This is a genomic window from Paenarthrobacter sp. Y-19 (assembly GCF_029223985.1).
Taxonomy (GTDB): Bacteria; Actinomycetota; Actinomycetes; order Actinomycetales; family Micrococcaceae; genus Arthrobacter; species Arthrobacter nicotinovorans.
The window spans coordinates 4,030,037-4,054,684 of record NZ_CP119414.1 but is presented as its reverse complement, the minus strand read 5'-3'; the positions used below and the strand labels follow the sequence as shown (position 1 = coordinate 4,054,684).

Sequence of the window (24,648 nt, the reverse complement as noted above, 5' to 3'; positions counted from 1 at the left end):
GCGGGCGCCGGTCGTTGGGGCAAGCATGAAGTGTCCTGTGGATTCCATTGACCTGGTGATGAGCGAACGAAGCGGCGTGGAGATCGACTACTGCCCACAATGCAGGGGAGTGTGGCTGGACCGCGGTGAGCTGGACAAGATTATTGACCGCGTAGCAGCTGAGACCGGCCCGGCCGTCAGCCGGCAGGCGCCACCACAACCGCCGATCGCCCCGCCGCCCCTCTATAACCCGTTTGAATCCCGTCCGCAGGAACCGCGGTACGACGACAGGGACCGCCGCGACCGGCACGATCATGACCGCGACCATCATGACCGTGACCGTCGGGACTACGACCGGCGGGATGGTGGCCGCGACCAGTACGGCCGCAAGCGGAAGAAGAAGGAAGGCTTCCTGGGCGACCTCTTTGACTTCTAGCTAGTCGTCCAGAAGCTCGATGAATTCCCGGGCCTGCTTGATGTTGATGTCCGAATGGCGGGTCAGGGCCAAGGCCGCGCCTTCCACGTCACCGCTCTTGGCCAACGTGCGGATCCGTCCGTAGATTTCGTCGTTGAGCATATTGCTGCTGACTTCGCGGGTGACGTCACCCTTGCTGACGATTGCCCTGTAGCGGTAGGGAAAGCGCTCCGGTTCATCGTCCTCATCCGCGAGCAGGTCTTTGGCCGGGGCTTCCGGCGTGAATGGTTGCGGGTGTGCCGCCAAAGCGCCCACGGCGTTGCGCGAGGCCCGCAGCCCCTCACCCGTGGCCTGCAGATACAGCTTGATCGCCGCCATGCCCTGGCCCTGGGCTATGAGCGAGTACAGCTGGCGGTGCTGTTCCTGGTTGAGCTTGGCCGCAGACTCCTTGGCCAGATCCACGGGGTCCATTGGCGCATTTGCTGCGTCGTTGCCCGCCTTTGTTTCAGCAGAGCGCTTGGTGAAGGAATGAATGAGCAGGAGCACTCCCGCCACCACCGCAATGAGGATCAGGAGCGGAATGAGGATGGAATCCATGGCGTTGTCAGAGCCGATCTACGTAGTTCTTGGCGGTAAGCAAATCTGAGTGGGTGGCTTGGCGAAGAACTTTGATGGCTTCAATCTTTTTGCCGCTTCGGACCAGGTTCTGCAGCTCGAAGGCGAGCTGGGGGTTGAGCTGGCCGTTGGGAAGCACAGCGGGTTGGTGGCCCTGCTGGCCGGCGGCCTGCGAACGGGCGGCCTGCGCCTGGACTGCCGTGCGGTTCTGCTCGGTCTGCTGGCTGTGTTGGGCTTCGTTTTGGCTCGGCTTGGTGGTGGCCTCGATGCGGGCTCGAAGGGCCAGCGCCTCTTGGACCTGGGAAGCCTGGTGCGCGGCGGAGCGGGCTGCCAGTTCCCGCTGGTATCTCTCAGCATCCGACACCCCGGTGTCCCGTGGTTTGAAGGCCGCAGTCAAGGCCCACAACAGGCCCAGGAGGACAAGAAGCGGAAGGGCAATCGTCAACACGTCACCAAAGTTCATCCCCATGCTTAGAGCTTATGCCAGAACTGCGTTATCCACAGCACATTCCACGGTGGGCATAGGCTTCTGAGAGGATAGTGTCAAATTCAGCCACGAAAAGTAAGATGCATCACATTTGGGGCATGTTTATGGTGCTTTTAGCCACTCCGGGCCTCCTTGGAACCCTTGGGGCTGTGGATGATTTTCCGCTGAATCTTTCTTTAGTCCACAGCTTGTGAGAAGCGTTTCCGCAGGTCAGAGTGTTGATTCCGTCAAAAGAATTTCTCTATCCACAGAGTAGTGCACAGTCTGTGCACAACGTGGAGGTGGTATTCCACAGCTTATCCACAGGGGCCTTCGGGTACCTGCTGTAACGTGTCTGAAGTGTCCATTTTGGGCACGGATATCCCCGAGTCGAGTTTCCTTGGTCGCAAAAAGCCGCTTACGGTGACGATCTCAGGGAAGCGGCTGTGGATAACTTGTGGATACCGCTATTTTGTCGGAGCTGCCTGACATTCTCGGAGCAACCCCGGCGGACGGTTTAGCCACACACTGCGCTTTACAGGCCGCCAGGGAGTTCAGCCCTGCAGCGGTACAAAAATGGAGGACGGCTTTGTCAGTTACGCACTTGGACTCAATCGAGGGCACTCGCGCTTCGGACTCGAGCCGGAAGCCTCCCCAGGACATTCCTGCCGAACAGTCAGTACTGGGCGGCATGATGCTGTCCAAGGATGCGATCGCCGACGTCGTCGAAATCGTCCGCGGACATGACTTCTACCGGCCGGCGCACGAGACCATCTATGAATCCATCATTGACCTCTACGGCCGTGGTGAACCTGCTGATGCCGTGACGGTATCGGACGAGCTGACCAAGCGCGGCGAGATCAACCGGATCGGCGGCCCCGCCTACCTTCACGAGCTCATCCAGACTGTTCCCACCGCCGCAAACGCCGGGTACTACGCGGAGATCGTGGCCGAACGAGCGGTCCTCCGCCGCTTGGTCAATGCCGGCACCAAGATTGTGCAGATGGGCTACGGCCAGGACGGCGAGGTGGAGGACCTCGTCAACCAAGCACAGGCCGAGGTCTACGCGGTGGCTGAAAAACGCACCGCCGAGGACTACGTGGCGTTGAAGGACGTCATGGAGTCCACTGTGGACGAGATCGAAGCTTCGGGCCACCGCGGCGAAGGCATGACCGGTGTTCCCACAGGATTCTACGAGCTCGACGAACTGACGCACGGCCTCCACCCGGGCCAGATGATCGTTATCGCAGCCCGCCCGGCTGTTGGTAAGTCCACTTTCGCGTTGGACTTCGCCCGCTCGGCCGCCATCAAGAACAACCTGGCCACTGTCATGTTCTCCTTGGAAATGGGCCGGAACGAGATCGCCATGCGTCTGCTCTCCGCAGAAGCCACCATTGGCCTCCAGGATCTCCGCAAGGGAACCATCAAGGACGAGCAATGGTCCAAGATTGCCACCACCATGGGCCGCATGAACGATGCTCCCCTGTTCATTGATGACAGCCCCAACATGTCCCTCATGGAGATCCGGGCGAAATGCCGCCGCCTGAAGCAGCAGCATGACCTCAAGCTCGTGATCCTTGACTACCTCCAGCTCATGAGCTCGGGCAAGAAAGTTGAGTCCCGACAGCAGGAAGTCTCCGAGTTCTCGCGTGCACTCAAGCTGCTCGCCAAGGAGCTCCAGGTTCCCGTCATCGCGCTGTCACAGCTGAACCGTGGTTCCGAGCAGCGACAAGACAAGCGCCCGATGGTTTCCGACCTCCGTGAATCAGGCTCGATCGAGCAGGACGCCGACATGGTCATCCTGCTTCACCGTGAAGACGTTTACGACAAGGAATCGCCGCGTGCGGGTGAAGCGGACATCCTGATCGCCAAGCACCGTAACGGCCCCACCAAGGACATCGTGGTCGCCTTCCAAGGCCACTATTCGCGCTTCGCCAACATGGCCGGCGATACCGGCGGTGGCGGCGGGTTCTAATCTTCTTGTGGCCCTCCCCTGACAACGTGACCGGGCCAGTAGTGTTGACTCGGTCCGCGTCCGCGGGTTTATCAATGACTTATTGGGGAATCATATGAAGAAGAACTTGCTGCTCGGACTTGGGGCATCAGCAATCGTTGCGATGACTCTTACGGCATGCGGCGGCACTACGCCGGCATCGCAGGACTCGACGGCGGCTGCGGCCAGCGAAACGGCCTCCAGCACACCGTCCCCGGCAAAGCAGTACACCGACGAAGAACTCGTCGCTTTGGTCGGGCAAATCAAGGCCTCTGATGGCAGCAGTCCCGCCGTACTTTCCGGTGAGGAGCTCTTGGGCCAGTACGCCTCACTGCTGGACGGCTTCGGCAAGGCCACCATTGAACCGGAAAGCTGCAAGGACCTGCGCACTCTTGGAGTTCCGCACGATATCTCCGGTTCGAGCATCGCGGGGACGGCCCGGGCCAAGGTGGGCGACTTCATCAGCAACGTATCGCTGACGTCCGGAGTCGACTCTGCCGTGCTGCAGGAGAGCGTGGAGTCAAGCAAGTCCCTGGCAGAAACGTGCCGGAAAATGACGTTCTCCGCGGAGGGAGAGGCAATAACAACCTCCACCGAAAAGATCGAAGGTGTTGGCGGCGTGCCCGGCACGGTGGCGCTGAAGACGCTCATGGTGATGCCTGACGGGAAAACGGGAGCGATCTACACGGCGCACGCCGTCAAGGACGGTGTCCTGATCTCGGCCACGGCCTCAGGTACCGAAGCTGCGGCCGGTGGGCCGGAAGCAGCAGGCGCGCTCATGGACCAGGCCGCCGCGCTCATCAAATAGTTCCGTGAAGGCCGTGCGGGCGGGTTCGTCCGCACGTACGGCCTTCATCGGCTTAAAGCTGCCCTGAGCAGGGTCAGTATTCGCCCTTGATGACGAAGTAGGACCCGCGGATGGTGCCGGCCAATTTGGATTTCTGGCGGGCAAACTTGAACTTTGATTCCAGTTCTTCAGGGACTTCCATGCCGTCGGAGAGCTTGAACCCGACGGCCCTTTTTCCCTCGCCAACGCTGTACATGACGTTGATGGACAGCCCGGACTCGTAGAAAACGTAGGCCATCTGAAGGTCCTCCACCTGAAAAGACGTGGCTTCCAGTGGCCGCGACTTGATCACGATGTCGCGTTCTTCCTTGAGGATCCGGCTCACCCTGTCCACCACGTCGGGGAGCTCGTCGGCGGGGCTGACCGTGAATTCATGGCCGTACTTGTTCTTGTAGTAGCGGGCTTCGTTGGCCCGTAGTCCTGCGGCGGCTTCCGCTACGGGGGAGGATTCGAGTCCCACAGTGGAAACGTTCTTGAAGTCAACGATGTAGGGCATCAGCTCTCCTGCTCGGGCCTGTTTGGACCAATGCTACTGGTGAGGCGGGCAGGAATGACTGTGCAGCCGTTGTGGAGGCTTAGCAGCCCTCGAAGTCGCTCAGCACCTTCACCTTCGCGGCTGAGCCGGAGGATGGATCGAACGCGTAGCCGATCCACTCCTTGGCCAGGCGACGGGCAAGCTCCACGCCCACGACGCGCTGACCCATGGTGAGGACCTGGCAGTCGTTGGACAGGACTGAGCGTTCGACGGAGAACGAATCGTGTGCTGCCGTGGCCCGGATGCCGGGTACTTTGTTGGCCGCGATGGCCACGCCGATTCCCGTGCCGCAGAACAGGATGGCCCGGTCGGCCTTGCCGTCGCGGATCATCTCTCCGGCAGCGATTCCAACGTATGGGTAGGGGCGGGTAAAGTCTTCATCCGCGTGGTTGACTCCGATGTCGATCACTTCAGTAATCCGGGAGTCGGCCTTGAGGTCGGCCATGATCCGGTCTTTGTAATCAACGCCGGCTTCGTCGGCGCCCACGATAATGCGCATGGAATTCTCCTAGTTGGTAACGGCAGCTACGGGAACTGCGGTGAAATGGGGTCCGACGGCGGTGAACACCATGGCGAGCGACGTCGCCCCGGGATCCGGCGTACCGAGGCTCTTCTCGGCCAGTGGCCTGGCTCGGCCTTTGAGGGGGCGGAGGTCAGCGGTGGACGCGGCAGCGGCCGAAGCGTCAGTCGCAGCAACTGCCCAAGCCTCTTCGACAGGGATGCCGGAAGCGATGCGTTCCTCCAGCGACGCAGCGAACGGAAGCAGGGCATCCATCATTGTTTTGTCGCCCATCTCGGCCTTCCCAAGGCCCGCGATGCGGTCCGCGAAGGCGCGAACAGACTCGGCGAGGACGTCCGGCGTCGGGGTCTCTGCATCACCCAACCGCTCGCCGAAGGCGCGCAGCCCGGCACCCCAAAGAACGCCCGAGGTACCTCCGGCCTTGTCTGCCCAGGCGTCGCCGGCCGCGATCAGGACCGAACCGGCCCCCGCACCCCGCTCGAACGCGGTTGCTGCGGCCTCGTTGGCAGCTGCGGATCCGCGCACCATGCCGCGGCCGTGGTCGCCGTCGCCTGCTATCGCGTCCATGTCCCCTAGCATCGATTCGGAAGCCCGCAGCAGCGATGCGGTAGTGTCCAGGGCCGAGAGGCACTGTGCTGCGTACGCGCGGGACTCAGCTGTGGAGGAGTAGTCGGCAGCTTCGGTCGCGGAATCCTCGTGGACGACCTCGGAAACACCGGCATCGAAGCCAACAGAGCCACGGCGATAGGCCGGAGTCAGGGCAGGTGCGGTCCAGTACTGCTCCAGTTCATCGTCCAACCAGGTCAGCGTCAGCGACGCACCGGCCATATCCAGCGAGGTCACCAGTTCACCCACCTCCGGCATCACCAGCGTGTAACCGGCTTCGCGCAGCAGGGGAGCGACGGTGCGCCAGAGGACGAAAAGCTCCTCATGCTTGGTGGAACCCAGGCCGTTGAGGATCACGGCGAGTCTCCGGGAAGCGCCCGCCGGAGTTTCGGCCAGGACCCGGCGCACCAGTTCGCGGCCAAGTTCGACGGCGGACGGCAGCTCGGTATCGAACAGTCCCGGCTCGCCGTGGATACCCAGCCCAAGGCCCATCTGTCCCTCGGGAAGGCGGAACAACGGTTGGTCGGCTCCCGGGAAGGTGCAACCGCCAAACGCGGTGCCAATGGTTCGGGTCAACCCATTCGCCTTGCTTCCCAGACGAACCACCGAGTCGAGGTCAAGTCCTGCTTCGGCAGCAGCACCCATGACCTTGAAGACCACGAAATCCCCGGCAATGCCGCGCCGCTTCCCGATCTCCCCGGGTGAGGCGCTGGCAATGTCATCGGTGACCAGAACGTTCTCTGCCCGGATGCCCTCGGCGTTCAGGCGTTCGCTGGCCATGCCGAAGTTCATGACATCGCCGGCGTAGTTGCCGTACGTGAAGACGACGCCGGCACCGGAGTCGGCTGCCTTGGCCACGGAGTAGGCCTGCTGAGATGACGGGGAGGTGAAGATGTTTCCCACCACTGCACCGTCAGCAAAGCCCGGCCCGATGATGCCGGCGAAGGCCGGGTAGTGTCCTGAACCGCCGCCGGTGATGACAGCGACCTTCGGCGAGGCCGGGCGGTTGCGACGGACGGCGCCGCCTTCCACCTGCCGAACGAGGTCCGAGTGGGCGTCACAGAAACCGGCAAGGGCTTCATCGGCGAAGTCGGCGGGGTCGTTGAAGATTTTGGTCATGGTGGGTCCTGGGTTTCCTTCGAGCAGCCCGAATCAGTGGATGTGGCTGCCGCCGTTGATGTCGATGGTGGTGCCGGTGAGGTACGCGGAGTCCTCGGAGGAGAGGAACGTGATCACAGCGGCGACTTCCTCCGTGGTGGCGTTGCGGCCCAAGGGGATTCCGGCGTTAATGGCGGCTTCCTGCTCTTCGGTGCTGCCGACCCGGATGTTGGTGTCCACAGCGCCGGGGGTGATGGCATTGACGGTCACTCCGGTGTCGCCGATTTCGCGGGCGAGTGCCTTGGTGAAGCCGAGAATGGCGGCCTTGGCTGCGGAGTAGGGAACCTTGCCAAAGACGCCGCCGCCGCGCTGTGCGGAGACCGAGGACATGTTGACGATGCGGCCCCAACCGTTGGCGATCATGTCCGGCAGGAACGCCTTGGTGACCAGGTAGGTGCCGGTGGCGTTGACATCCATGACCTTGTGCCACAGCTCGAGCGTGGTTTCCAGGAACGGGACGGGTGAGGTGATGCCGGCGATGTTCGCCAGGGCTCCGACGGGCGGGAGGTTTCCGGCGGTGGCTTCTGCAGCGACGGCGGCCTGCGCCGCGGTGACTGAAGCTTCATTGGCAACGTCGATTTCGTAGCCGACGGCGGGAACGTTGAATTCATTGGCGATCTCGGCGGCAACCTTGGCGGACTTCTCGCCGTCGAGGTCCAGGATCACAATGCCCCAGCCCTGGCTGGCATAACGGCGGGCAGTGGTGAGGCCGATGCCGCGGTCGGAAGTAGCTCCGGTGAGGACGGCGGTGCGCTGGATGGTGGTCATGGTGCTCCTTGAATATGAGGTAACGCGGTTTAGATGAGGTCTGAGATGTAGCTGGCCGCTTTGGCTGCAGCCGCGGGGCGTTCATCGTGGATGACGTCCCGGGTTTCGAGTTCCAGGGAGAAGTGGCCGGTATAGCCAACGTCCCGTAAGGCGGAAAGGCCGGCAGCGAAGTCTGCTTGTCCGTTGCCGATGCTGAGGTTGATGTTCCCGGGCTCGTTTGCGGTCGCTGGAACCGCGTCACGCAGGTGGACGTGCTTTATCCGTGCGGAGAAGCGGTCCACGAAATCCGCGGGGTCGCCTCCGGACGCGACGATGTGGCTGAAGTCCATGACGATCCCGACGTCGGAACCGGCAAGGCGGTCGGCGAGCAGCTGCGCGCGTTCGGTGTTCCAGCACAGCCGGTAGTAGTGCAGGGATTCGGTCCACAGCTCGACGCCGAACTCCTTGGCACGGGCAGAGGCGTGAATGTGTTGAGCTGCGACAGCGTCGATGTCTTCTTCCAGGCCCCGCAAAGGATCGTGGTCGATCGCACCGCACGGCAGGACAAGTGCTTTCGCGCCGGTCTTGGCCGCCAGGGTGAGCAGCATCCCGAGGTGTCGTTCGCGCGCTTCCCGGGCGCCGGCGTCGAGCGTTGCGTTCAGGTCGCCGACGTCGCCGTTGACCGAGCGGACGCGCAGTCCCGAGCTGTTGACGACGGCGGCAACCGCCTCCACTGCCTCGGCGTCCAGTACGTAAGGCACATGGTCACAGACGCCGGGGAGCGCGCCGAGGTCGATTTCCTCGAAGCCGAGGCCACGCATGGTGTGCAGGGCTGTGGCCAGGTCCTGGTGGCGGAAGCTGATCGACGAACAGCCAAGTCGTTGATGAAACATCGTCGTTTGATCCTCGTGTCGAGCCCCTCGACGGAGAGGGGCCTTAGTGATGGAGACCACGTTAGCTAGGTTGACTGTCAACAGTCAACCTCCTAAGTTGACTGTTGACATTGCTGGTGGTGTCGGTCACAGTTGACGTATTATGTTGACTGTCGACAGTGGGGTTGCCGAAGACGCACCGCACTCTTGAAAGGGAAAGACACACATGAGCAATGAAGCTCTGACCATGCGTGGTCCGGTTCATGGAACCAAGGAAGCAAAGCGCGTCGCCGTCGGTTCCGGCGTTGGCGCAGTCATCGAAACCTACGACTTCATCGGTTTCGGCACAGCCGCAGCACTGTACTTCGGTACGGCGTTCTTCCCGGGGGCTGACCCGGTAACCGGCACCCTGGCCTCCTTCGCGACCCTCGGCGTCGGCTTCGCTGCCCGTCCACTGGGTGGCATCATCGGCGGCCATCTCGGCGACAAGCTCGGCCGCAAGCCGGTGCTGGTGGCCTCCCTCATCCTTATGGGTCTGGCGACGTTCGCGATCGGCCTCCTGCCCACCTACCAGCAGGTTGGCCTGCTGGCTCCGGCTCTCCTGGTCCTCGTCCGCGTCATCCAAGGCCTGGCCTTCGGCGCTGAATGGGGCGGCGCCATCCTGATGAGCTACGAGCACGCACCCTGGCGGAAGAAGGGCCAGTTCACGGGAATCGTGCAGGCCGGCTTCCCCGTCGGCCTGCTCCTCGCCAACCTGGTGTTCCTGAGCAGCGTGGGCCTGGGATCCGAGTGGGCATGGCGTGTACCGTTCCTGGCCAGCATCGTGCTGGTTGCCGTCGGTCTCATCATCCGTTCAAAGGTTCCCGAATCCCCGGTCTTCGAAGACGTCAAGAAGTCGGGCGACATCGTGAAGTCCCCCATTGTCGAGGTCATCAAGACCGATTGGCGCAACATCGTGCGGGGCATCGGCCTCCGCATCGCTGAGACTGCCGGCTACGCCGTGTCGGTGACCTACATGATTTCCTACCTGCACACCAACAAGCTGGCCGACAAGACCGAAACCCTGGTGGCGCTCTGTGTCGCCGCAGGAATCGGAATTTTCGCCACGTACTTCTGGGGCAAACTGACAGACAAGGTTGGCCGCCGCCCCGTCTACGTGTGGTCCACGGCCTTCGCAGTGGTGTTCGGTATCCCCATGTTCATGCTGGTCAACACCGGTCTGTTCTTCCTGATCATCGCCACTATCGTGGTGGCCTACGCGGTTTGCCAGAACTCCCTCGCCGGCGCCCAGGGTGCATGGTTCCCCGAATTGTTCCAGGCCAAGACCCGCTCCTCCGGGGCGTCGCTGTCCTACCAGATCTCGGCCATGGTCTCCGGGTTCACCCCCTTCATCACCACCCTGCTGTTCGTCAGCATGGGCTGGATGGGGCCGGCGCTTCTCTTCAGCGTCTATGGAGCCATCGGTCTCTGGGCAGCCCTGATCACCAAGGAAACCTGGGGCAAGCGTGAGCGTCAGCTCGCCGAAGAAGCCGCCAGCAAAACTCCCCAGACGGTAAACGCCTAAGCAACCATCGACGTCGGGCGCGTTCTCTCCATTGGTACGCGCCCGACTCCGGAAGGAATCCAGTGACTATCTCATCCGTCGAAACGGCCGCCGTTTCCGCCCCCACGCCGGAGCGCATAGAGCGCATCCGCGCCGCCGCATTCCGTATCCGACACCACGCACTCAACATGGGCGAGGTCCAAGGCCAGGGCTATGTGGGCCAGGCGCTCGGTGCGGCAGACATGTTTGCCGCTGTCTACGCAGACCAGCTCAACTACCGCGCCGAGGACCCCCATTGGGCAGACCGGGACCGGTTCCTGCTCTCCACCGGGCACTACGCAATCGGCCACTACGCCGCCCTGGCCGAGGCCGGAATCGTCCCGGTGTCCGAACTTGAAACCTACGGCTCGGACGATTCCCGGCTACCTATGTCCGGCATGTCCACCTACACGCCGGGCATGGAAATCTCCGGCGGTTCGCTCGGACACGGACTCACGATCGCGGTCGGCATGGCGCTGGGCCTGCGGGCGCAGAACTCGACCAACCGTGTCATCAACTTCCTCTCCGACGGCGAACTCGACGAAGGTTCCACCTGGGAGGCCGCCATGGGCGCTCACCACCACCAACTTGGCAACCTCATCGCCATGGTGGACATCAATGCGCTCCAGGCCGACGGTGCCACCAACACGGTGCTCCGCACCGAACCGGTCACCGAAAAGTGGGAATCGTTCGGCTGGTACACCCAACGGGTGGACGGGAACGACGTCGGCGCGCTGCTGGCCGCGTTCGACAACATCGCCACCCGCAGGGCGGCTGCGGGATCCTCTGCATCCGGACAGCCGTCGGTGATTCTCTGCGACACCAAAGTTGGCCGCGGCGTTCCACTGCTGGAGACCCGCGAGAAGGCGCACTTCATGCGCATTGAAGAAAACGAATGGCAGATCTGCCGCGATCAATTGACTGCAGGATACGAAGGGGCGGCTTCCGCATGAGCACCACCACAACAGCAAAGCCGAAGCTCAAGACCTCGGCGATGATCGCGTCCTTCGCTGATCCCGGCCAGAAGACCACGTCAGCTCCGTTCGGGCACGCGCTGGTTAAGGCCGCTGAGGCGGACTCCCGGATTGTCGGGCTCACCGCTGACCTGGGCAAGTACACGGACATGCACATTTTCGCCAAGGCGTTTCCTGAGCGCTTCTTCCAGATGGGCATGGCTGAGCAGCTCCTCTTCGGCGCAGCCGCGGGCATGGCCGAAACGGGACTGGTCCCGTTCGCCTCCACCTACTCGGTGTTCGCTGCCCGGCGTGCATATGACTTCCTGTGCCTGGACATCGCGGAACCAAACCTGAACGTAAACATTGTGGGCGGCCTCCCCGGCCTGACCACCGGCTACGGACCCAGCCACCAGGCCACCGAGGACATGGCGATCTTCCGCGGCATGCCCAACCTGACCATCGTGGACCCCTGCGACTCCGTTGACATCGAACAGGCGGTTCCGCAGCTCGCTGCCTCGGACGGGCCCACGTACCTGCGGCTCCTGCGCGGCAATGTGCCCACCGTCCTGGACGAGTACGGCTATAAGTTTGAGCTTGGTAAAGCCAAGCTTTTGCGTGGCGGGAACGACGTCGTCTTCGTGTCTTCCGGTCTGATGACCATGCGTGCCCTGCAGGCGGCGGACGCGTTGGCGAAGCACAACGTGGACGTGGCCGTAGTGCACACGCCCACCATCAAGCCCTTCGATTCCGCCACCGTGCTGGCTGAGCTGAACACGGACCGGCTGGCCGTCACCCTGGAGAACCACACGGTTGTTGGCGGTTTGTTCGAAACCGTTGCCTCCGCCGTCGTCACCGCCGGGCTCGGCAAGCGCGTGGTTCCCATCGCGCTGCCCGACCAATTCCTCGACGCCGGTGCGCTGCCCACACTGCACGAACGCTACGGTCTGTCCGTGGACCGGATCGTGGCCAAGGTCCTGTCCGAACTCGGCTGAGTTTCCCGGGAGTGCGGGACGGATATGACTGCCCGTCCCGCACTTCTGCCCGTAGTATCGACAGTTAACACCTGACTGTCAGCAGTTGCCCATAGAACCGAGGACACACCATGGCCGCCACAGCCTCCCTGCTGGGACTGGAGAAGAAGAGCCTCCGCGAACAGGCGCTCGCAGCCCTGCGGACCGCGATCACCAGTGGCGAGCTTGAGCCCGGACGGCACCTTGTGGAAACCGAACTGTCCGAAATGCTGCAGATCAGCCGCGGTACCCTCCGCGAAGCGCTGCGGCAACTGGAACAGGAAGGTCTCATCTCCGCCGGACCACGCGGCCGGATGTCCGTCAGGCACCTGGACGTCAAGGAAATCCGTGACATCTTCGCGGTCCGGGGTGTGCTGGAATCCTTGGCCGCCCGGACGCTCAGCGACATGCCCGATAAGGAGGGTGCGCTCGCAGAGTTACGTGCCGCCGTCGACAATATGGAGAAGGCCGCGAAATCCTCATTGGAGGAACGGATCGAATCCGACCTCGAGTTCCACCGCACCCTCTGCCGCTTGTCCGGAAACGAGACACTGCTGCACTCCTGGGAATCCCTGGAAGGCTCCATCCGGATGTCCATCATGTTCGCCGGGCTGGAACGCGCAACCCGAAACATGAGCGTCGGCCGGCACCACGACATTGTTGCCGCCATTGAGACCGGAAATGCCGCCAAGGCACGGGAAACGATCATTGAACACATGAATGGTGCGGCGGAGAATCTGGTGGGTTAGGCAAATAGCCGGGCCGTGTTGCGCTATCGGGCAGGTTGCCGGGCTCCAGCCGGGCATAGCATTGTGAACCATGGCACTGCGACTGGTTCAAGTGAATTTCAAGGCCGGGGACGACTCAGCCCTCGGGCAGTTTTGGGCGGATGCTCTCGGCTGGGGTGTTTCCAGCGAAGGTCCGGGGGTCACCAACGTGGAACCCCTTGATTTTACGTGGCCGGACCCTGCGGCTGTATGCGTGGACGTGGTCAGTGTTCCGGACCCCGAGTCAGTGAAGTACCGTGTCCATCTGGACCTTGCCACCACGTCCGCTGATCATCAGAGGGAACTCGTACAGCGGCTCAAGGAGCTTGGTGCTTCGCCTGCGGATATTGGCCAGGGAGAGGTGCCGTGGGTGGTGATGGCTGATCCTGAGGGCAACTTGTTCTGCGTACTCGAACCTCGTGCGATCTATCAGGACACCGGCCCCATAGCCACCGTGGTGGTCAACTGCGAAGATCCCCGGGCCATGGCCGATTTCTGGGGCCGGGCAACGGACTGGACCGTGCATGAGGTGACTGATGAGCATGCGAGGTTGCGCTCGTCCAAGGGGGTTGGTCCCTACCTTGAGCTTCTTCGTACCCCCGAACCGGACGCCCTGCCCAACCGTATCCATCTGGATCTCAAGCCATATCCCGGCGACGATCAAGCCGCTGAGGTTGCCAGGCTCCACAGCCTGGGTGCCCGCGATGTCGACCTCGGCCAAGGCGATGTGTCCTGGAAGTGCCTGACCGACCCCGAAGGAAACGACTTCTGCGTATTGAGTCCAGGGTGATCATTCCTGAGCGCGGCTAGTTCTGCGCGGCTTTCAGCAGGTGGTCCGGCAGCCGGTTTCCCGGGGCGCGGCCGCGGATTTCGAGAAGTTCGCGCGCGTGCGCATGCAGTTTCTTGTCCTCCTCGGATACTGGGACCCATTGGGGAATCGGCACGGCCGTCCCCGTTTCGTCGCGGGCCACCATCACCGTCAGGCAGTACGTGGTGAGGTTCATTTCCCGGGTCTTGGGATCGCCCGAGCGGACGTGGACCGCGATGTGCATGCCCTTGGCGCCGGTGTAGACCAGCCGGGCTTCGACTTCCACCACATGGCCGATCAGAAGCGGCCGGTAAAAACGGACACCACCGGAGAAAACGGCCACAGTGTCCTTGCCGCAGTAACGGGACGCGCAAACGTACGCAGCCTCATCGATCCACTTCATCACGATGCCACCGTGGACTTTGCCGCCCCAGTTCACATCGGTGGGGGACGCCATGAACCGCAGCGTGACGCGCTCGGCGGTTCCGGCGTCGGTGTATTCCTGGGCGTTCATCGCATTGACGATCTGCTCACGGACTTCGATGCGGGCCAGCGCGTGGTCCCGCTGCTCGATCTCGGCAGGCGTTGAGGGTTGGAACTGGGGAACGGGAATCGGCTTGCCGTCCGGACCCACAGCTACGAAAATCACCATGCATTGGCTGTGCATTGTCTCCGGCCCGCCCTTGGGATCCCGGGAACTGACCATGGTGTGGATGTGCATGGAGGACCGGCCGGTGTAAACGATCGTTGAGGTCACTTCAACCATATCGCCGCTGTTCACGGGGTCGGTGAAGTGGATGTTGCCCACATAGGCGGTGACGCAATAGGACTTGGCCCATCCCACCGCCGCTGCGTAAGCCGCTTTGTCCACCCATTCAAGGACGGTCCCGGCATCAACGGATCCGCTGTGCCCAACGTCCGTGGGGGCTGCCAGGAAGCGGAGGGTCACAGAGTTGCCGGCGTCTTCGCTCATGCTCGAAGTTTACTGGTGCCATGTTTCTGTTACGTGACTAAGACTGCGCCCGCTGGATGCCCAGGGTGGCAATGAGGTCCTCATGGATTTCGAACCAGACGCGGTGGAAAGAGTCGCGGTCTGTACCCGTCAGCCAGGAGGCGTCCTCGGTTGAGAACTTGAGGGCCCGCAGGAGCCGGTCCGAATAGCCGCCGAACCGCGGAAGGCTTCGCATGAGCTGCGCTTCCAGGGGGCGCCACGCCGCCAAGGCTCCAATCAGCACATCCGTGGCTTCCTGATTGGAGGAAATCCCCAGCTGAAGAGTGCCGCAGGCGTTGACGACTCCATCATTGAACTCCGTAAAGTCCTCGTGCACCGCCAGGACCCGGGATCGTGCACCTGCCAGATCCAGCTCCTCGGCGAGCAGCCGTTCGTTCTCCGCCCGCCCGGCCCCGGAGAGCAACCAACCGCTGGTACCGGCGAAGGTGCTGCGCGAAACAAAGCCGTTCACACCGGCGTCGATGAGGGCGGACTCCACCAGGCTTGGGTCCTGGGCAAAGCGCGCCGCTACGGCTTCTGTGTCAGCGAATCCCAACAGGCGCACGGCGTGCAAGATGAGGAGGCTCATTGCATGCCCGCCAAGGTGACCGTCCCGGTCGAACCATCAACAGTCACAACGCTGCCGTCAGGCACAAGCTCCAACGCAGCGTGCACACCCAGGACGGCCGGAATGCCGTATTCCCTCGCGACGATCGCGGCATGGGACAGCATTCCTCCTGTTTCGGTGACCACTGCCGAAGCCATCCCGAACAGAGGCGTCCATGCGGGATCAGTGGTGCGGCAAACCAGTACGTCTCCGGTCCGGAAGCGGGCAAAATCATCGGGCCCCTGGATCAGGCTGGCCATCCCCCTGGCACTGCCGGCGCTCGCTGCGGTTCCGTTCAGGACTACCGCCCTTGTCACTTGGCGGCACCTGTTCCTGGGCGGTCGGACAGCCGGTCCAGCCGCTGCTGCGCGGCCTGCGCGGAACGGAGCCCAAGGCTCTCCGCGATCTGCGGCCAGGTCAGCCCTTCCGCCCGCGCCAGAAACAGGAGTGCAGTTTCGACGGCGTCCATCTCACCTCGGGCGGCGGGTATCAGTGCGAGGGCCGCGCGGAGATCGGAGGAATCCGGCGCTGGATCACCCTCCTGGCTCCGGAAACGCCACAGCACGTGATGGATGAGGTCCATGGCGGTCGGTGGCTGTTTTTCGTGGAGCCAGGGACGCTGGGGCAGTGCGGCGGCGCCCCGGTCCAGGAGCAGCCGGGTCGCGTCCGTCTGCAACTGCGCGTCTTTCCCGTCTTGGGGTGTGGTGGAGGCGTTCATGCGAGCGAGCATCCCTCATCAACATTATGTTGTCAATATTTTGTTGATATCTGCGATTGATTTGCTCTCTAAATGAGAATCAATATCATTTAACTCATGTCACATCACTCACACCCCACCCTTCCTGCCGTGCGCGGCCGTAAACGCCACTTACCCACGGGCGCGGTCGCCGTCGTCGGGCTTTCCGCCCTTCTTCTTACTGGCTGCGCGACGCCCGGCGGCTCCGCCGGCAGCGCAGCCGACGCGTCGCCGTCGTCGTCCGCAGAGCCCAGCCCCAAAGAGGCCGGTGCCCCGACCCCTCGCCTGGTCTACACGTACGACGGCGGCATGGGAGTTCTGGACGGCGCCTCCCTGGAGAAGGTGGGGAGTGCGGACTTGGGTGGCTTCAACCGGCTGAATCCCGCAGGCGACGGCAGGCATGTTTTCGTGTCCACCGGTGACGCCTTCCGCCTTTTCGACGCCGGCGCCTGGACCGAGCCGCACGGCGACCATAGCCATCACTACGTCAGCGATCCCAAGCTGACGGATCTGGCGTTCGAGGCGAGTAAAGCCGGTCACGTGGTGCTGCACGCCGGCAAAACCGTGCTGTTCAGCGACGGGTCGGGCAAGGTGGAGAGCTTCAAGAGCTCTGCGCTGGGGGCTGCTGTGGAGGACGGAAAACTGCCCGCCGCCGACGTTTACACAACGCCTGAAGCGCACCATGGAGTCGCCGTCGAACTCGAGGACGGCAAGCTGCTGGTGACCCTCGGCAATGAGGAAAGCAGGTCCGGGATCGCAATACTCTCCGCCGGCAAGGGGCAGGACCGTAAGGAAATCGTCCGCAACGAGGACTGCCCGGGCGTGCATGGTGAGGCCGTGGCTGCCGGAGAAGCAGTAGTGGTCGGATGCGAAAACGGCATGTTGATCTACAAGGACGGGGCCATCACCAAGGTGGCGAGCCCTGATGCTTACGGCCGCTTGGGCAATCAGGCGGGATCGGAAAAGTCCCCGGTGATCCTGGGCGACTACAAGGTGGACAAGGCCGCCAAGCCGGAACGTCCTACCCGGATTTCGCTGGTCAACACCGAAACCGCAGCCATGCAGCTCGTGGACATCGGCACCAGCTACTCGTTCCGCTCACTGGGCCGCGGCCCGGCGGGTGAAGCCCTGGTTCTGGGAACTGATGGCGGCCTGCGCGTGATCGACCCACTCTCCGGTGCCGTCACCTCAACCATCCCTGTGGTTGCCGCATGGGAGGAGTCGGCCACCTGGCAGGACCCGCGGCCCACCCTTTTTGTCCAGGGCTCGACGGCGTACGTCACCGAACCTGCGACGCAGTCACTTCACGCTGTGGACCTGAAGGCGGGCAAGGTGGCGAAGTCGGTGAAGCTTGATCAGACCCCGAACGAGCTCACCGGCGTCACGGGCTAGTCCAATCCTTGGGTCCCGCGTCGTGGAAATCGGACGCTCGCTCACGTCCCATGCCTTAAGCGCCGACGCTCGCTCACGTCCCACGCCTTAAACGCCGACGCTCGCTCACGTCCCATGCCTTAAGCGCCGACGCTCGCTCAATTTCCTCGAGAAAGTGAGCGAGCGTCCGCGTGAAAGTGTTGTTACGTGAGGGGGCGTCCGAGGGGAGGGGCCGCTTAGGCCAGGGCGCGGAGCTTCGAGCCGGAGCGGCCGAAGAGTGCGGCGTCGGCCGAGATCCTGCCGGCGCCCGCCAGTGCGAGGGCCAGCGCGGCACCTGCGAAGAGCAGTACGAGTTCATACCCTCCGTTGGCCACAAAGATGCCGGCCGGAGCGTGCACCAGGAAGAGGGCCCCCAGCATGTCGATGGCCAGGAGTGCTGCGAAGACGCGGGTCAGGAGGCCGAGGATCAGTGCGATGCCGCCGACGAGCTCCAGTGTTGCCACGATGGGGGCCACGACGGATGCGCCCGGCACGCCCATCTGGGTGAAGGAAGCCTGGGTTCCGGCGATGGTGAATTCGTTGAACTTCTGCCAACCGTGCGCGGCGAAGAGAAATCCTGCAATGACGCGCAGGATGGTCAGGGCTGTGGTGGTCAAGCTGGACTTGTTCATGCTTCAACCCTTGCAGCCAATTTATTGAAGTGTCAACTAAATGTGGCGCACTATCACCGAATTCCCAGCTAATTACGAGGCTTCGCCTGAAGCCAGGGCTGCAGGAGCCGGGTGGTGATCGGCAGGAAAATGTACGTCATCAGAGGCGTCAGGATCACGATGTTCAGCAAAACGGCAAACACCAGCGGCCAATCCTGCGTCAACGGGTGCAGCAGGAAATTTGCCAGCAGGCTGAGCGGGAAGAACGGGAGGAAGATGCTGATGGCCTGCTTCCAGCGCGGTGGCACCACAGTTTCGGGCACGACTACCGAGACATCGCCAGGCCGCGAGAACCAACCCTCAATCCCCGTATGACGTTCCACGCGGGTGGTCTCCATCATGTCCCTGGCACTGTCGATCCACCAGCGCCTCTCCTCGGAGTCCTCCCACGCCTGCATCGATTCGGCGTCGGCGAAACGATAGAGCATGTGCCACTCGGTGGAATCCACTCCGTTGCGCACCCATCCAGATCCCAGGTAACCCGGCCACTCGCGGGCAAGTTCCTGCCCGGCATGTGCCCACGCGTTGGCTTGGCGGGTGTAGCCCGGAAGAATGGTGCGGGCTACGGAAACGGTGACGGGATGCTCATATGACACGGCCCAAATGTACCCGTCCCCCAGCAGACTAGGCTTGTTTAGTGCCTCAAACCACAATCGCCCCCGCCCGCTCCACCGCGCGCGAAATCCTTCGCCTGGCCGTCCCCGCGTTCGGTGCGCTGATTGCAGAGCCTTTGTTCCTCCTGGCCGACTCTGCGATCGTGGGGCATTTAGGGGTCGACCAGCTGGCCGGCGTCGGACTGGCGTCAACCATCCTGCACACTGCGGTGGGACTCATGGTCTTCCTGGCGTATTCGACGACGCCGGCGGTCGCCCGCGCGATCGGCGACGGAAAGTTGGGGAAGGCTCTGGCCGCAGGGCGCGACGGCGTCTGGCTGGCCCTGCTGCTGGGGCTGGTGCTCGCTGTGGTGGGCTTCGTAGCAGCCGAGCCCTTGGTCGGTTTCATGGGTGCATCGGGCGATGTGCAGGGATTCGCCGTGGACTACCTCCGGTGGTCCATGCCCGGGCTGGCGGCAATGCTCCTGATTTTCGCCGGCACCGGTGTCCTTCGTGGTTTACAGGACACCCGGACGCCGCTGGTGGTGGCGACGGCCGGATTCGCGGTCAACATAGCCCTCAATGTGTTCCTGGTCTACGGGTTGAGCATGTCCGTGACGGGTTCGGCGATCGGTACCAGCATTGCGCAGTGGGCCATGGCCGCCGTCTACCTCGTGATGGTGGGCCGTAATGCGCGGCAGCATGGTGTGTCCCTGCGGCCCGACTGGCATGGCATCCGGGCCATGACCAAGGTGGGCTCGTGGCTTATGCTCCGCACGCTGAGTCTCCGCTTGGCGATCCTCGCCACGGTCCTGGTGGTGACGGCCCAGGGTGCCGTCAACCTGGCGGCGCATCAGTTGGCCATGACAATTTTCTCCTTCCTTGCCTTTGCCCTGGATGCATTGGCCATCGCGGCGCAGGCCCTGATCGGCAAGGAACTCGGAGCCCGGAACGCAGCCAGGGCCCGTGAACTGACCCGCACGATGATCCGCTGGGGTACGGGCTTTGGCGTGATCACCGGCATACTGCTGGCCGTGGCGGCTCCGTGGGTTGGATACATTTTCACGGCCGACTCCGGCGTTCGATCGGCACTGACGGTTGCGCTCTGGGTGCTCGCGCTCGGTCAGCCGCTGGCCGGGTACGTCTTCGTCTTGGACGGTGTCCTCATTGGCGCCGGCGACGCGCGCTATCTGGCGATTGCCGGCGTCGTAAATCTTGCGGTCTATTTGCCGCTGCTGGTGGCTGTCCACCAGCTGAGGCCCGGCGGCGAGGCGGGTCTTCTGTGGCTGTGGGCGGCGTTTGCGCTGGGTTACATGCTGGCCCGTGCGGTGACGTTGGGGCTGCGCGCGCGGACCGATCGGTGGATGGTGTTGGGTTCGCACTAAACTGGACGGGTGACTCTTCCATCGACTCCTGCCCACACTCCTGCTGCCCCTCCGGCCGGACTGTGGAAACCCATCCTGATCCGCGCAACGGTCGCAGTGTTGTTTGGTTTGGTGACCATCTTCTGGAGTTCGCCGTCAGTGGAGGTCCTGGCGTGGGCCGTGGGCCTGTATCTGCTTGGAACGGCAGCGGCCGTGTGGATGTCCCGCGTTTTGCCAGTAGCTGTAGCAGTGGTGGTAGCCGCGGGCGGCCTCGCCGCGTTGGTGACGCAGTCTGATCAAGGCGTGGCTCTTTCTGCCATGCTGGCTCTGCTGGTTCTTGGACTTCTTGAGTCCATGCAGGGCCTGAAGAAGCGCGATTCCGTAGCCCGCGACTGGCTCATCTCGGGCATTATTTCGGTGGGTACGGGCATTCTGCTGCCATTCTTTACTTCGCTGGGTGCGCACGCGCTCCTGGGGGTTGCAGGTGGGGGCGCCATTCTCTCGGGCGTCTTGTGGATGCTTTCCGGTCTGTCGCTGCGCCATGATGCCCGCACCGGTACGAGGACGCAGGCCTCTGCGCCCGGCGCCTCGCCGGAGGCCGTAAACTAGTAGTTGGACGTTCTACTCGTTGTAGAACTTTTGCAGACCGGCGGGCATGTACCGCCATCATTGGAGGAATGACCGTGGCAGACCAGACACCAGGAGAACCGCGCAAGATGCGGACCTCGGTCAAGGGACCCCTCATGTTCTCCGCCTTCTTCGCCGTGCTGGCCTTCGTGGCCGTGCTGATCTTCGCCTCCGGCGGCAGCGCGCGTGTTCCGCGGTTCGACCTCGCGTTCACCGGCGCAGGCATCGCGTTCATTGTGAGCCTCGTTGTGGCGGCCATGCTGTCCATGAGCTACAAGGAGAACGCCGACCACCTCGGCAAGGGTTCCGGGGTCAACCTGAGTTCCAAGCGTCCGCACGGCGGGTCGCCGGCTGCGGACTCCGCCGGCGGGACTGAAACGCCCGACGCCGGCCACTAACCTTCCAGCGCTTCCCCACTGTTGTTGGGGGAGCGCTTTTTGGTTGGTTTGGCTGGGCTGGCGTTAGTGGGCCAGCGAAGCGGCAGTGATGCGTTCACCAGAAGAAATGCGAGAACGCACCAGCCGCCCATGAGCAGGCCGCCGTCCGGTGCCGAAGGAATGTAGTCGATCCCGTTGGGCCTTAAGGTCTCAGGCGTGGCTTTCAGGTACCCGGAAGCAATAAGGGCCAGGCCAGCGGCAGCCATGAGTACGTAGATTCGACCGTTGCCCGCCCACCAACGGTTGATCGGGGGAATGAGGCGCAGGGGCAGACCCACCATGACTGCGAGGGAGATGGTTGCTGCCGGTACGAGAATGCCGCCCAGTACAAGGCCGATTATCACTCCGATGCCGTCGTAGTCCACCATGGTTGCCACCTGCAACATGATCCACGATGGGGCCAGGAAGGCGAAGGCCAGGGCGAGTTGGCCGAACCTGGTCATTCCTGGGCTTCCGTAGCGTTCACGTGGCAAATCGCGCAGTGTGGGGACTGGGCGATCCGCGGAGGGGTGGGTCACTTGGCCATCCTTCCAATGCGTGGTCGTTTTCGGAACCGGAGCGGGAACGATGCACTAACGACGAGGAAGTTGATGATGAGGCAGCCGCCCATGAGCATTCCGCCATGGCTCGTGACGACGTCGAAGTGGTAACCATCGATGTCGCCTATGTGGCGCTCGGGCGTGTTGACCCGGAAATGATGAGAGTCACGCCGGCGACCGCCAGAAGAATGTATTGGGCAATCGGGGCCATGTCCGGTTTATCGGGGGGCCGGACCCAGGCGGTATTCGGAATCGGCGTCCGTCCAGCCGGAAAGTCGTAAGCGCCTGTATTCGGCTGTTCCCCCATGCCGCAATTATGCCTGCGTTATTCGCCTTCGGCGGCCTTCCGTGCGCGGTATGCCGCCACGTGGGCCCGGTTGGCGCAGTTGCCTGTGTCGCAGTAAAGCTTGGAGCGGTTGCGGCTGAGGTCCAGCACCACGGCATCACAATCCTCTGCGGCGCAAATGCGCATCCGGTCCATTTCCCTGCTGCGGATCACGTCGACGATGGCCATCGCGGCCTCGGTGCCCATCCTGTCAGCCAGGGGCGCTTCCGGTGTGGTGGCGTGCAGGTGCCAGTCCCAGTGGTCATGCTTGACCAGCTGTGGGAGGGCTTTTGCGTCCGCGAGCAGTTTGTTGACTGTCTTGGCTGCAGTGTCTTCGTCAGAGGTCCAGAGTGCTGCGAGTTCGCTGCGCAGGCGCTTGATGCTGGTCAATTCATCGGCCGAATTGGCGCGCGAGCCCGTGAACTCCTCGGCGTTCAGGAACGAGTTGAGTTCCTCCACGGTGGCCAGCAGTTCTTCACCGTTGGCGGCAGTGTTGATCAGGTTGACGACGCTGCGTAAGGCAACTTCGGTGTCAGGCGCAAATAGCACTTTGACTCCTTACATATTTCGGGAGTACTGTCATGACCATAAGCCCACTTTACTCCTGACAGGAGGCTGCTGTGTCAGCTCCAACGACGAAGGCTGATGCAAAGAGTTTCTTGGCATCGGGACTCGGCATTGCCCTTTTCTCTTCAGCTGTCTTCGGAACCTCCGGCTCTTTCGCCAAGTCGATGTTGGAGACCGGCTGGTCCCCGGGTGCCGCTGTTACCGTGCGCCTCACGGGAGCGGCGCTGATCCTGGCGATTCCCGCCGTTATGGCTCTCCGGGACCGTTGGCATCAGCTCAAGGAAAACTGGCTCACCATCCTGCTGTTCGGCCTCATCGGAGTAGCCGGCTGCCAGCTTTTCTACTTCAACGCCGTAGCCCGGCTGTCCGTGGGCGTTGCACTGCTGCTCGAATACCTGGCCCCGGTGATGATTGTGCTGTGGCTGTGGATCTCCAGCCGACGCAAACCGCGCGCACTCACCGCTGCCGGCGCGCTGCTGTCCCTGGGTGGACTGGTGCTGGTTCTTGACCTGACCGGCGCTGTGAAGGTGGACTTCGTTGGCGTCCTGTGGGGCATGGCGGCTGCCGTGTGCCTGGTGATCTACTTCTTCATCACCGCAAAGGAAAACGACACCCTCCCCCCACTGGTGCTCGCCTCAGGCGGTCTGCTGGTAGGTGCACTGGTGATGTGGCTGGTGGGCCTTTTGGGGCTTCTTCCCATGACGTTCAGTACCGCAGACACAACGCTGGGACCCTGGACCGTGCCCTGGTGGGTGTCCGTCGTCGGCTTGATCATCCTGGCAACGGTCCTGGCGTACGTTTCCGGGATCATGGCGGCCCGGAGCCTGGGATCGAAAGTGGCCTCGTTCGTGTCCCTGACGGAAGTGCTGTTCGCAGTGATCTGGGCTTGGCTCCTGTTGGGCGAACTCCCCGGCCCAATCCAACTGCTGGGCGGTCTCCTGATTGTGGGCGGCGTAGTCCTGGTCCGTGTGGACGAACTGCGCGGGGACCGTCGTGCCGCTGTTGTCCACGCGTTGGATCACCCGAACGACGTCGAACCTGTACCTTCGGGGCCTGTCGCCGGAGCTTCCCGGGACTGAAGCACGGCCCAGCGGCCGTGTCGGGTCGCCTTGCCGTGCATTGAAGGCAAACGCGGATAACTGCGGGTTCTGCTGTGAACACAAAAATGCCCGGACGCTTGTGCGTCCGGGCATTTTCCCAACTGTCTTAGTTGGAAGCCTGCTGCTGCTGCTCAGCGTTCTTCTGAGCGCGATCGCCGGCTTCGCGAAGAGCATCGGCAACCTTCTTCAGGTTGGAAGCGTGCTGGCTGTCCCACTCGCCGCGGAACTTGTCAGCGTCCGGACCCTTCCAGTCGGTGCCGTCGAGTGCACCCTTCAGCTGTGAACGCTGCTGCTCGATGTGCTCGGCACCTGCCTTCAGCTTGTTACCGAGCTGACGAAGCTGATCAACATCTGCACCCCAAATAGCCATGAGATTCTCCTTCATTTGTTCGGACCCGAGCTCTTCGGCATCCCCAGCGGCCTCCGGCTCATCCGGAAGATCCAATAGCTAAAACCTATCCCGGGAATTGCGAACCCGTCGATGGGCACCCCTCCCCATGCAGCACTGCCCATGGTTAGCATGGGGTTATGTGCCGGAATATCAGGACTCTGCATAACTTCGAACCGCATGCCACCAGCGAGGAAGTGGAGGCCGCTGCCCTCCAATACGTGCGAAAGATCAGCGGATCCACCAAGCCCTCCAAGGCCAACGAGGAAGCCTTTGCCGAGGCTGTCCACGAAATCGCACACATTACGCAACATCTTCTGGACTCGTTGGTGAGCCACGCGCCGGCCAAGAACCGGGACGAGGAAGCGGCCAAGGCAAAGGCCCGGGCTGCGGTCCGCTTCGGAACCGCGTAGCCCA

At 62.8% G+C, this 24,648-nt stretch carries 30 protein-coding genes; 14 read left to right on the top strand and 16 right to left on the bottom strand.

All coding sequences use genetic code 11. The features are described from left to right. The first annotated feature begins 25 nt into the window (after positions 1–25). Positions 26–415 carry a zf-TFIIB domain-containing protein gene (locus PYR64_RS19065; protein ID WP_035734183.1) on the top strand — a complete coding sequence of 130 codons (390 nt, stop codon included), beginning with the start codon at positions 26–28 and terminating at the stop codon, positions 413–415. Here PYR64_RS19065 and PYR64_RS19060 read toward each other — a convergent pair whose 3' ends face one another. Both PYR64_RS19060 and PYR64_RS19055 read right to left on the bottom strand, forming a co-directional pair. Further along, positions 416–991, bottom strand: a complete 576-nt coding sequence (locus PYR64_RS19060; RefSeq protein ID WP_275777038.1) for a hypothetical protein — start codon at positions 989–991, stop codon at positions 416–418. A gap of 7 nt (positions 992–998) precedes the next feature. Next, positions 999–1,472 carry a hypothetical protein gene (locus PYR64_RS19055; protein ID WP_039243490.1) on the bottom strand — a complete coding sequence of 158 codons (474 nt, stop codon included), beginning with the start codon at positions 1,470–1,472 and terminating at the stop codon, positions 999–1,001. Positions 1,473–2,064: 592 nt separating this feature from the next. Here PYR64_RS19055 and dnaB point away from each other — a divergent pair. Both dnaB and PYR64_RS19045 read left to right on the top strand, forming a co-directional pair. Beyond that, a complete protein-coding gene (gene dnaB, locus PYR64_RS19050; RefSeq protein WP_018779423.1) occupies positions 2,065–3,450 on the top strand; it encodes a replicative DNA helicase in 1,386 nt (461 codons plus the stop codon). 94 nt (positions 3,451–3,544) lie between these two features. After that, positions 3,545–4,276, top strand: coding sequence for a hypothetical protein (locus PYR64_RS19045; protein ID WP_018779422.1), 732 nt, complete (start codon positions 3,545–3,547; stop codon positions 4,274–4,276). Between the two features lie 73 nt (positions 4,277–4,349). Here the strand turns inward: PYR64_RS19045 and PYR64_RS19040 are convergent, their stop codons facing one another. From PYR64_RS19040 to PYR64_RS19020, 5 genes are all read right to left on the bottom strand, one after another. Then, complete coding sequence (locus tag PYR64_RS19040) at positions 4,350–4,811, bottom strand: phage tail protein (RefSeq protein WP_275777036.1); 462 nt, start codon at positions 4,809–4,811, stop codon at positions 4,350–4,352. A gap of 79 nt (positions 4,812–4,890) precedes the next feature. Beyond that, complete coding sequence (locus PYR64_RS19035) at positions 4,891–5,349, bottom strand: ribose-5-phosphate isomerase (RefSeq protein WP_018779420.1); 459 nt, start codon at positions 5,347–5,349, stop codon at positions 4,891–4,893. A 9-nt stretch (positions 5,350–5,358) separates the two neighbouring features. Further along, complete coding sequence (locus tag PYR64_RS19030; RefSeq protein WP_018779419.1) at positions 5,359–7,095, bottom strand: dihydroxyacetone kinase family protein; 1,737 nt, start codon at positions 7,093–7,095, stop codon at positions 5,359–5,361. Positions 7,096–7,128: 33 nt separating this feature from the next. Next, positions 7,129–7,902: an SDR family NAD(P)-dependent oxidoreductase gene (locus tag PYR64_RS19025; RefSeq protein WP_275777034.1), complete on the bottom strand. Its 774-nt coding sequence runs from the start codon at positions 7,900–7,902 to the stop codon at positions 7,129–7,131. 29 nt (positions 7,903–7,931) lie between these two features. Continuing rightward, entirely contained in the window at positions 7,932–8,774 is an 843-nt protein-coding gene (locus PYR64_RS19020) for a sugar phosphate isomerase/epimerase (RefSeq protein ID WP_275777032.1), read from the bottom strand. Positions 8,775–8,979: 205 nt separating this feature from the next. Between PYR64_RS19020 and PYR64_RS19015 the strand changes: the two genes are divergently transcribed. The 5 genes from PYR64_RS19015 to PYR64_RS18995 all read left to right on the top strand — a co-directional run bounded on the left by PYR64_RS19015 (position 8,980) and on the right by PYR64_RS18995 (position 13,858). Next, complete coding sequence (locus tag PYR64_RS19015; RefSeq protein ID WP_018779416.1) at positions 8,980–10,317, top strand: MFS transporter; 1,338 nt, start codon at positions 8,980–8,982, stop codon at positions 10,315–10,317. 62 nt (positions 10,318–10,379) lie between these two features. Continuing rightward, positions 10,380–11,288, top strand: a complete 909-nt coding sequence (locus PYR64_RS19010) for a transketolase (protein ID WP_039243483.1) — start codon at positions 10,380–10,382, stop codon at positions 11,286–11,288. Continuing rightward, positions 11,285–12,283 carry a transketolase C-terminal domain-containing protein gene (locus tag PYR64_RS19005; RefSeq protein ID WP_275777030.1) on the top strand — a complete coding sequence of 333 codons (999 nt, stop codon included), beginning with the start codon at positions 11,285–11,287 and terminating at the stop codon, positions 12,281–12,283. Before PYR64_RS19010 ends, PYR64_RS19005 begins: the two co-directional genes overlap by 4 nt. A 110-nt stretch (positions 12,284–12,393) precedes the next feature. Further along, positions 12,394–13,050 carry a GntR family transcriptional regulator gene (locus tag PYR64_RS19000; protein ID WP_018779413.1) on the top strand — a complete coding sequence of 219 codons (657 nt, stop codon included), beginning with the start codon at positions 12,394–12,396 and terminating at the stop codon, positions 13,048–13,050. A 70-nt stretch (positions 13,051–13,120) separates the two neighbouring features. After that, on the top strand, positions 13,121–13,858 hold the full coding sequence (locus PYR64_RS18995; RefSeq protein WP_275777029.1) for a VOC family protein: 738 nt from the start codon (positions 13,121–13,123) through the stop codon (positions 13,856–13,858). 16 nt (positions 13,859–13,874) lie between these two features. Here the strand turns inward: PYR64_RS18995 and PYR64_RS18990 are convergent, their stop codons facing one another. From PYR64_RS18990 to PYR64_RS18975, 4 genes are read right to left on the bottom strand one after another with little or no spacing between them, the layout of a single operon-like run. Next, the gene (locus tag PYR64_RS18990; RefSeq protein ID WP_275777027.1) at positions 13,875–14,849 is read right to left on the bottom strand and encodes an acyl-CoA thioesterase; all 975 of its coding nucleotides are present in this window, start codon (positions 14,847–14,849) and stop codon (positions 13,875–13,877) included. Between the two features lie 37 nt (positions 14,850–14,886). Further along, on the bottom strand, positions 14,887–15,456 hold the full coding sequence (locus PYR64_RS18985; protein ID WP_210078317.1) for a hypothetical protein: 570 nt from the start codon (positions 15,454–15,456) through the stop codon (positions 14,887–14,889). After that, on the bottom strand, positions 15,453–15,791 hold the full coding sequence (locus PYR64_RS18980; RefSeq protein WP_039243477.1) for a PEP-utilizing enzyme: 339 nt from the start codon (positions 15,789–15,791) through the stop codon (positions 15,453–15,455). The genes PYR64_RS18985 and PYR64_RS18980 overlap by 4 nt, the downstream gene beginning before the upstream one ends. Beyond that, entirely contained in the window at positions 15,788–16,192 is a 405-nt protein-coding gene (locus PYR64_RS18975; protein WP_275777023.1) for a hypothetical protein, read from the bottom strand. The genes PYR64_RS18980 and PYR64_RS18975 overlap by 4 nt, the downstream gene beginning before the upstream one ends. Positions 16,193–16,288: 96 nt before the next feature. On the opposite strand from PYR64_RS18975, the gene aztD reads away from it, so the two are divergent. Further along, positions 16,289–17,602, top strand: a complete 1,314-nt coding sequence (gene aztD / locus PYR64_RS18970) for a zinc metallochaperone AztD (protein ID WP_275777021.1) — start codon at positions 16,289–16,291, stop codon at positions 17,600–17,602. A gap of 215 nt (positions 17,603–17,817) precedes the next feature. On the opposite strand, the gene PYR64_RS18965 is transcribed toward aztD, so the two are convergent. Continuing rightward, a complete protein-coding gene (locus tag PYR64_RS18965; RefSeq protein ID WP_018779406.1) occupies positions 17,818–18,252 on the bottom strand; it encodes a DoxX family protein in 435 nt (144 codons plus the stop codon). Between the two features lie 68 nt (positions 18,253–18,320). Continuing rightward, positions 18,321–18,887: an antibiotic biosynthesis monooxygenase gene (locus tag PYR64_RS18960; RefSeq protein WP_275777019.1), complete on the bottom strand. Its 567-nt coding sequence runs from the start codon at positions 18,885–18,887 to the stop codon at positions 18,321–18,323. A gap of 41 nt (positions 18,888–18,928) precedes the next feature. On the opposite strand from PYR64_RS18960, the gene PYR64_RS18955 reads away from it, so the two are divergent. The 3 genes from PYR64_RS18955 (at position 18,929) to PYR64_RS18945 (ending at position 21,273) form a co-directional block, all read left to right on the top strand. Further along, positions 18,929–20,269: an MATE family efflux transporter gene (locus PYR64_RS18955; protein WP_275777017.1), complete on the top strand. Its 1,341-nt coding sequence runs from the start codon at positions 18,929–18,931 to the stop codon at positions 20,267–20,269. A 9-nt stretch (positions 20,270–20,278) separates the two neighbouring features. Further along, positions 20,279–20,857: a DUF308 domain-containing protein gene (locus tag PYR64_RS18950; protein ID WP_189076598.1), complete on the top strand. Its 579-nt coding sequence runs from the start codon at positions 20,279–20,281 to the stop codon at positions 20,855–20,857. A gap of 68 nt (positions 20,858–20,925) precedes the next feature. Further along, entirely contained in the window at positions 20,926–21,273 is a 348-nt protein-coding gene (locus PYR64_RS18945) for a hypothetical protein (RefSeq protein WP_275777013.1), read from the top strand. Here PYR64_RS18945 and PYR64_RS18940 read toward each other — a convergent pair. Both PYR64_RS18940 and PYR64_RS18935 read right to left on the bottom strand, forming a co-directional pair. Further along, complete coding sequence (locus PYR64_RS18940) at positions 21,270–21,755, bottom strand: hypothetical protein (RefSeq protein WP_275777011.1); 486 nt, start codon at positions 21,753–21,755, stop codon at positions 21,270–21,272. The genes PYR64_RS18945 and PYR64_RS18940 overlap by 4 nt on opposite strands. A gap of 421 nt (positions 21,756–22,176) precedes the next feature. Then, the gene (locus PYR64_RS18935) at positions 22,177–22,725 is read right to left on the bottom strand and encodes a CGNR zinc finger domain-containing protein (RefSeq protein WP_055974065.1); all 549 of its coding nucleotides are present in this window, start codon (positions 22,723–22,725) and stop codon (positions 22,177–22,179) included. A 71-nt stretch (positions 22,726–22,796) separates the two neighbouring features. Between PYR64_RS18935 and PYR64_RS18930 the strand changes: the two genes are divergently transcribed. After that, complete coding sequence (locus tag PYR64_RS18930; RefSeq protein ID WP_079582273.1) at positions 22,797–23,822, top strand: DMT family transporter; 1,026 nt, start codon at positions 22,797–22,799, stop codon at positions 23,820–23,822. Between the two features lie 127 nt (positions 23,823–23,949). Here the strand turns inward: PYR64_RS18930 and PYR64_RS18925 are convergent, their stop codons facing one another. Next, complete coding sequence (locus tag PYR64_RS18925; RefSeq protein ID WP_018779397.1) at positions 23,950–24,213, bottom strand: WXG100 family type VII secretion target; 264 nt, start codon at positions 24,211–24,213, stop codon at positions 23,950–23,952. Positions 24,214–24,371: 158 nt separating this feature from the next. On the opposite strand from PYR64_RS18925, the gene PYR64_RS18920 reads away from it, so the two are divergent. After that, positions 24,372–24,644, top strand: a complete 273-nt coding sequence (locus tag PYR64_RS18920; protein ID WP_018779396.1) for a DUF2277 domain-containing protein — start codon at positions 24,372–24,374, stop codon at positions 24,642–24,644. Positions 24,645–24,648 lie beyond the last annotated feature (4 nt).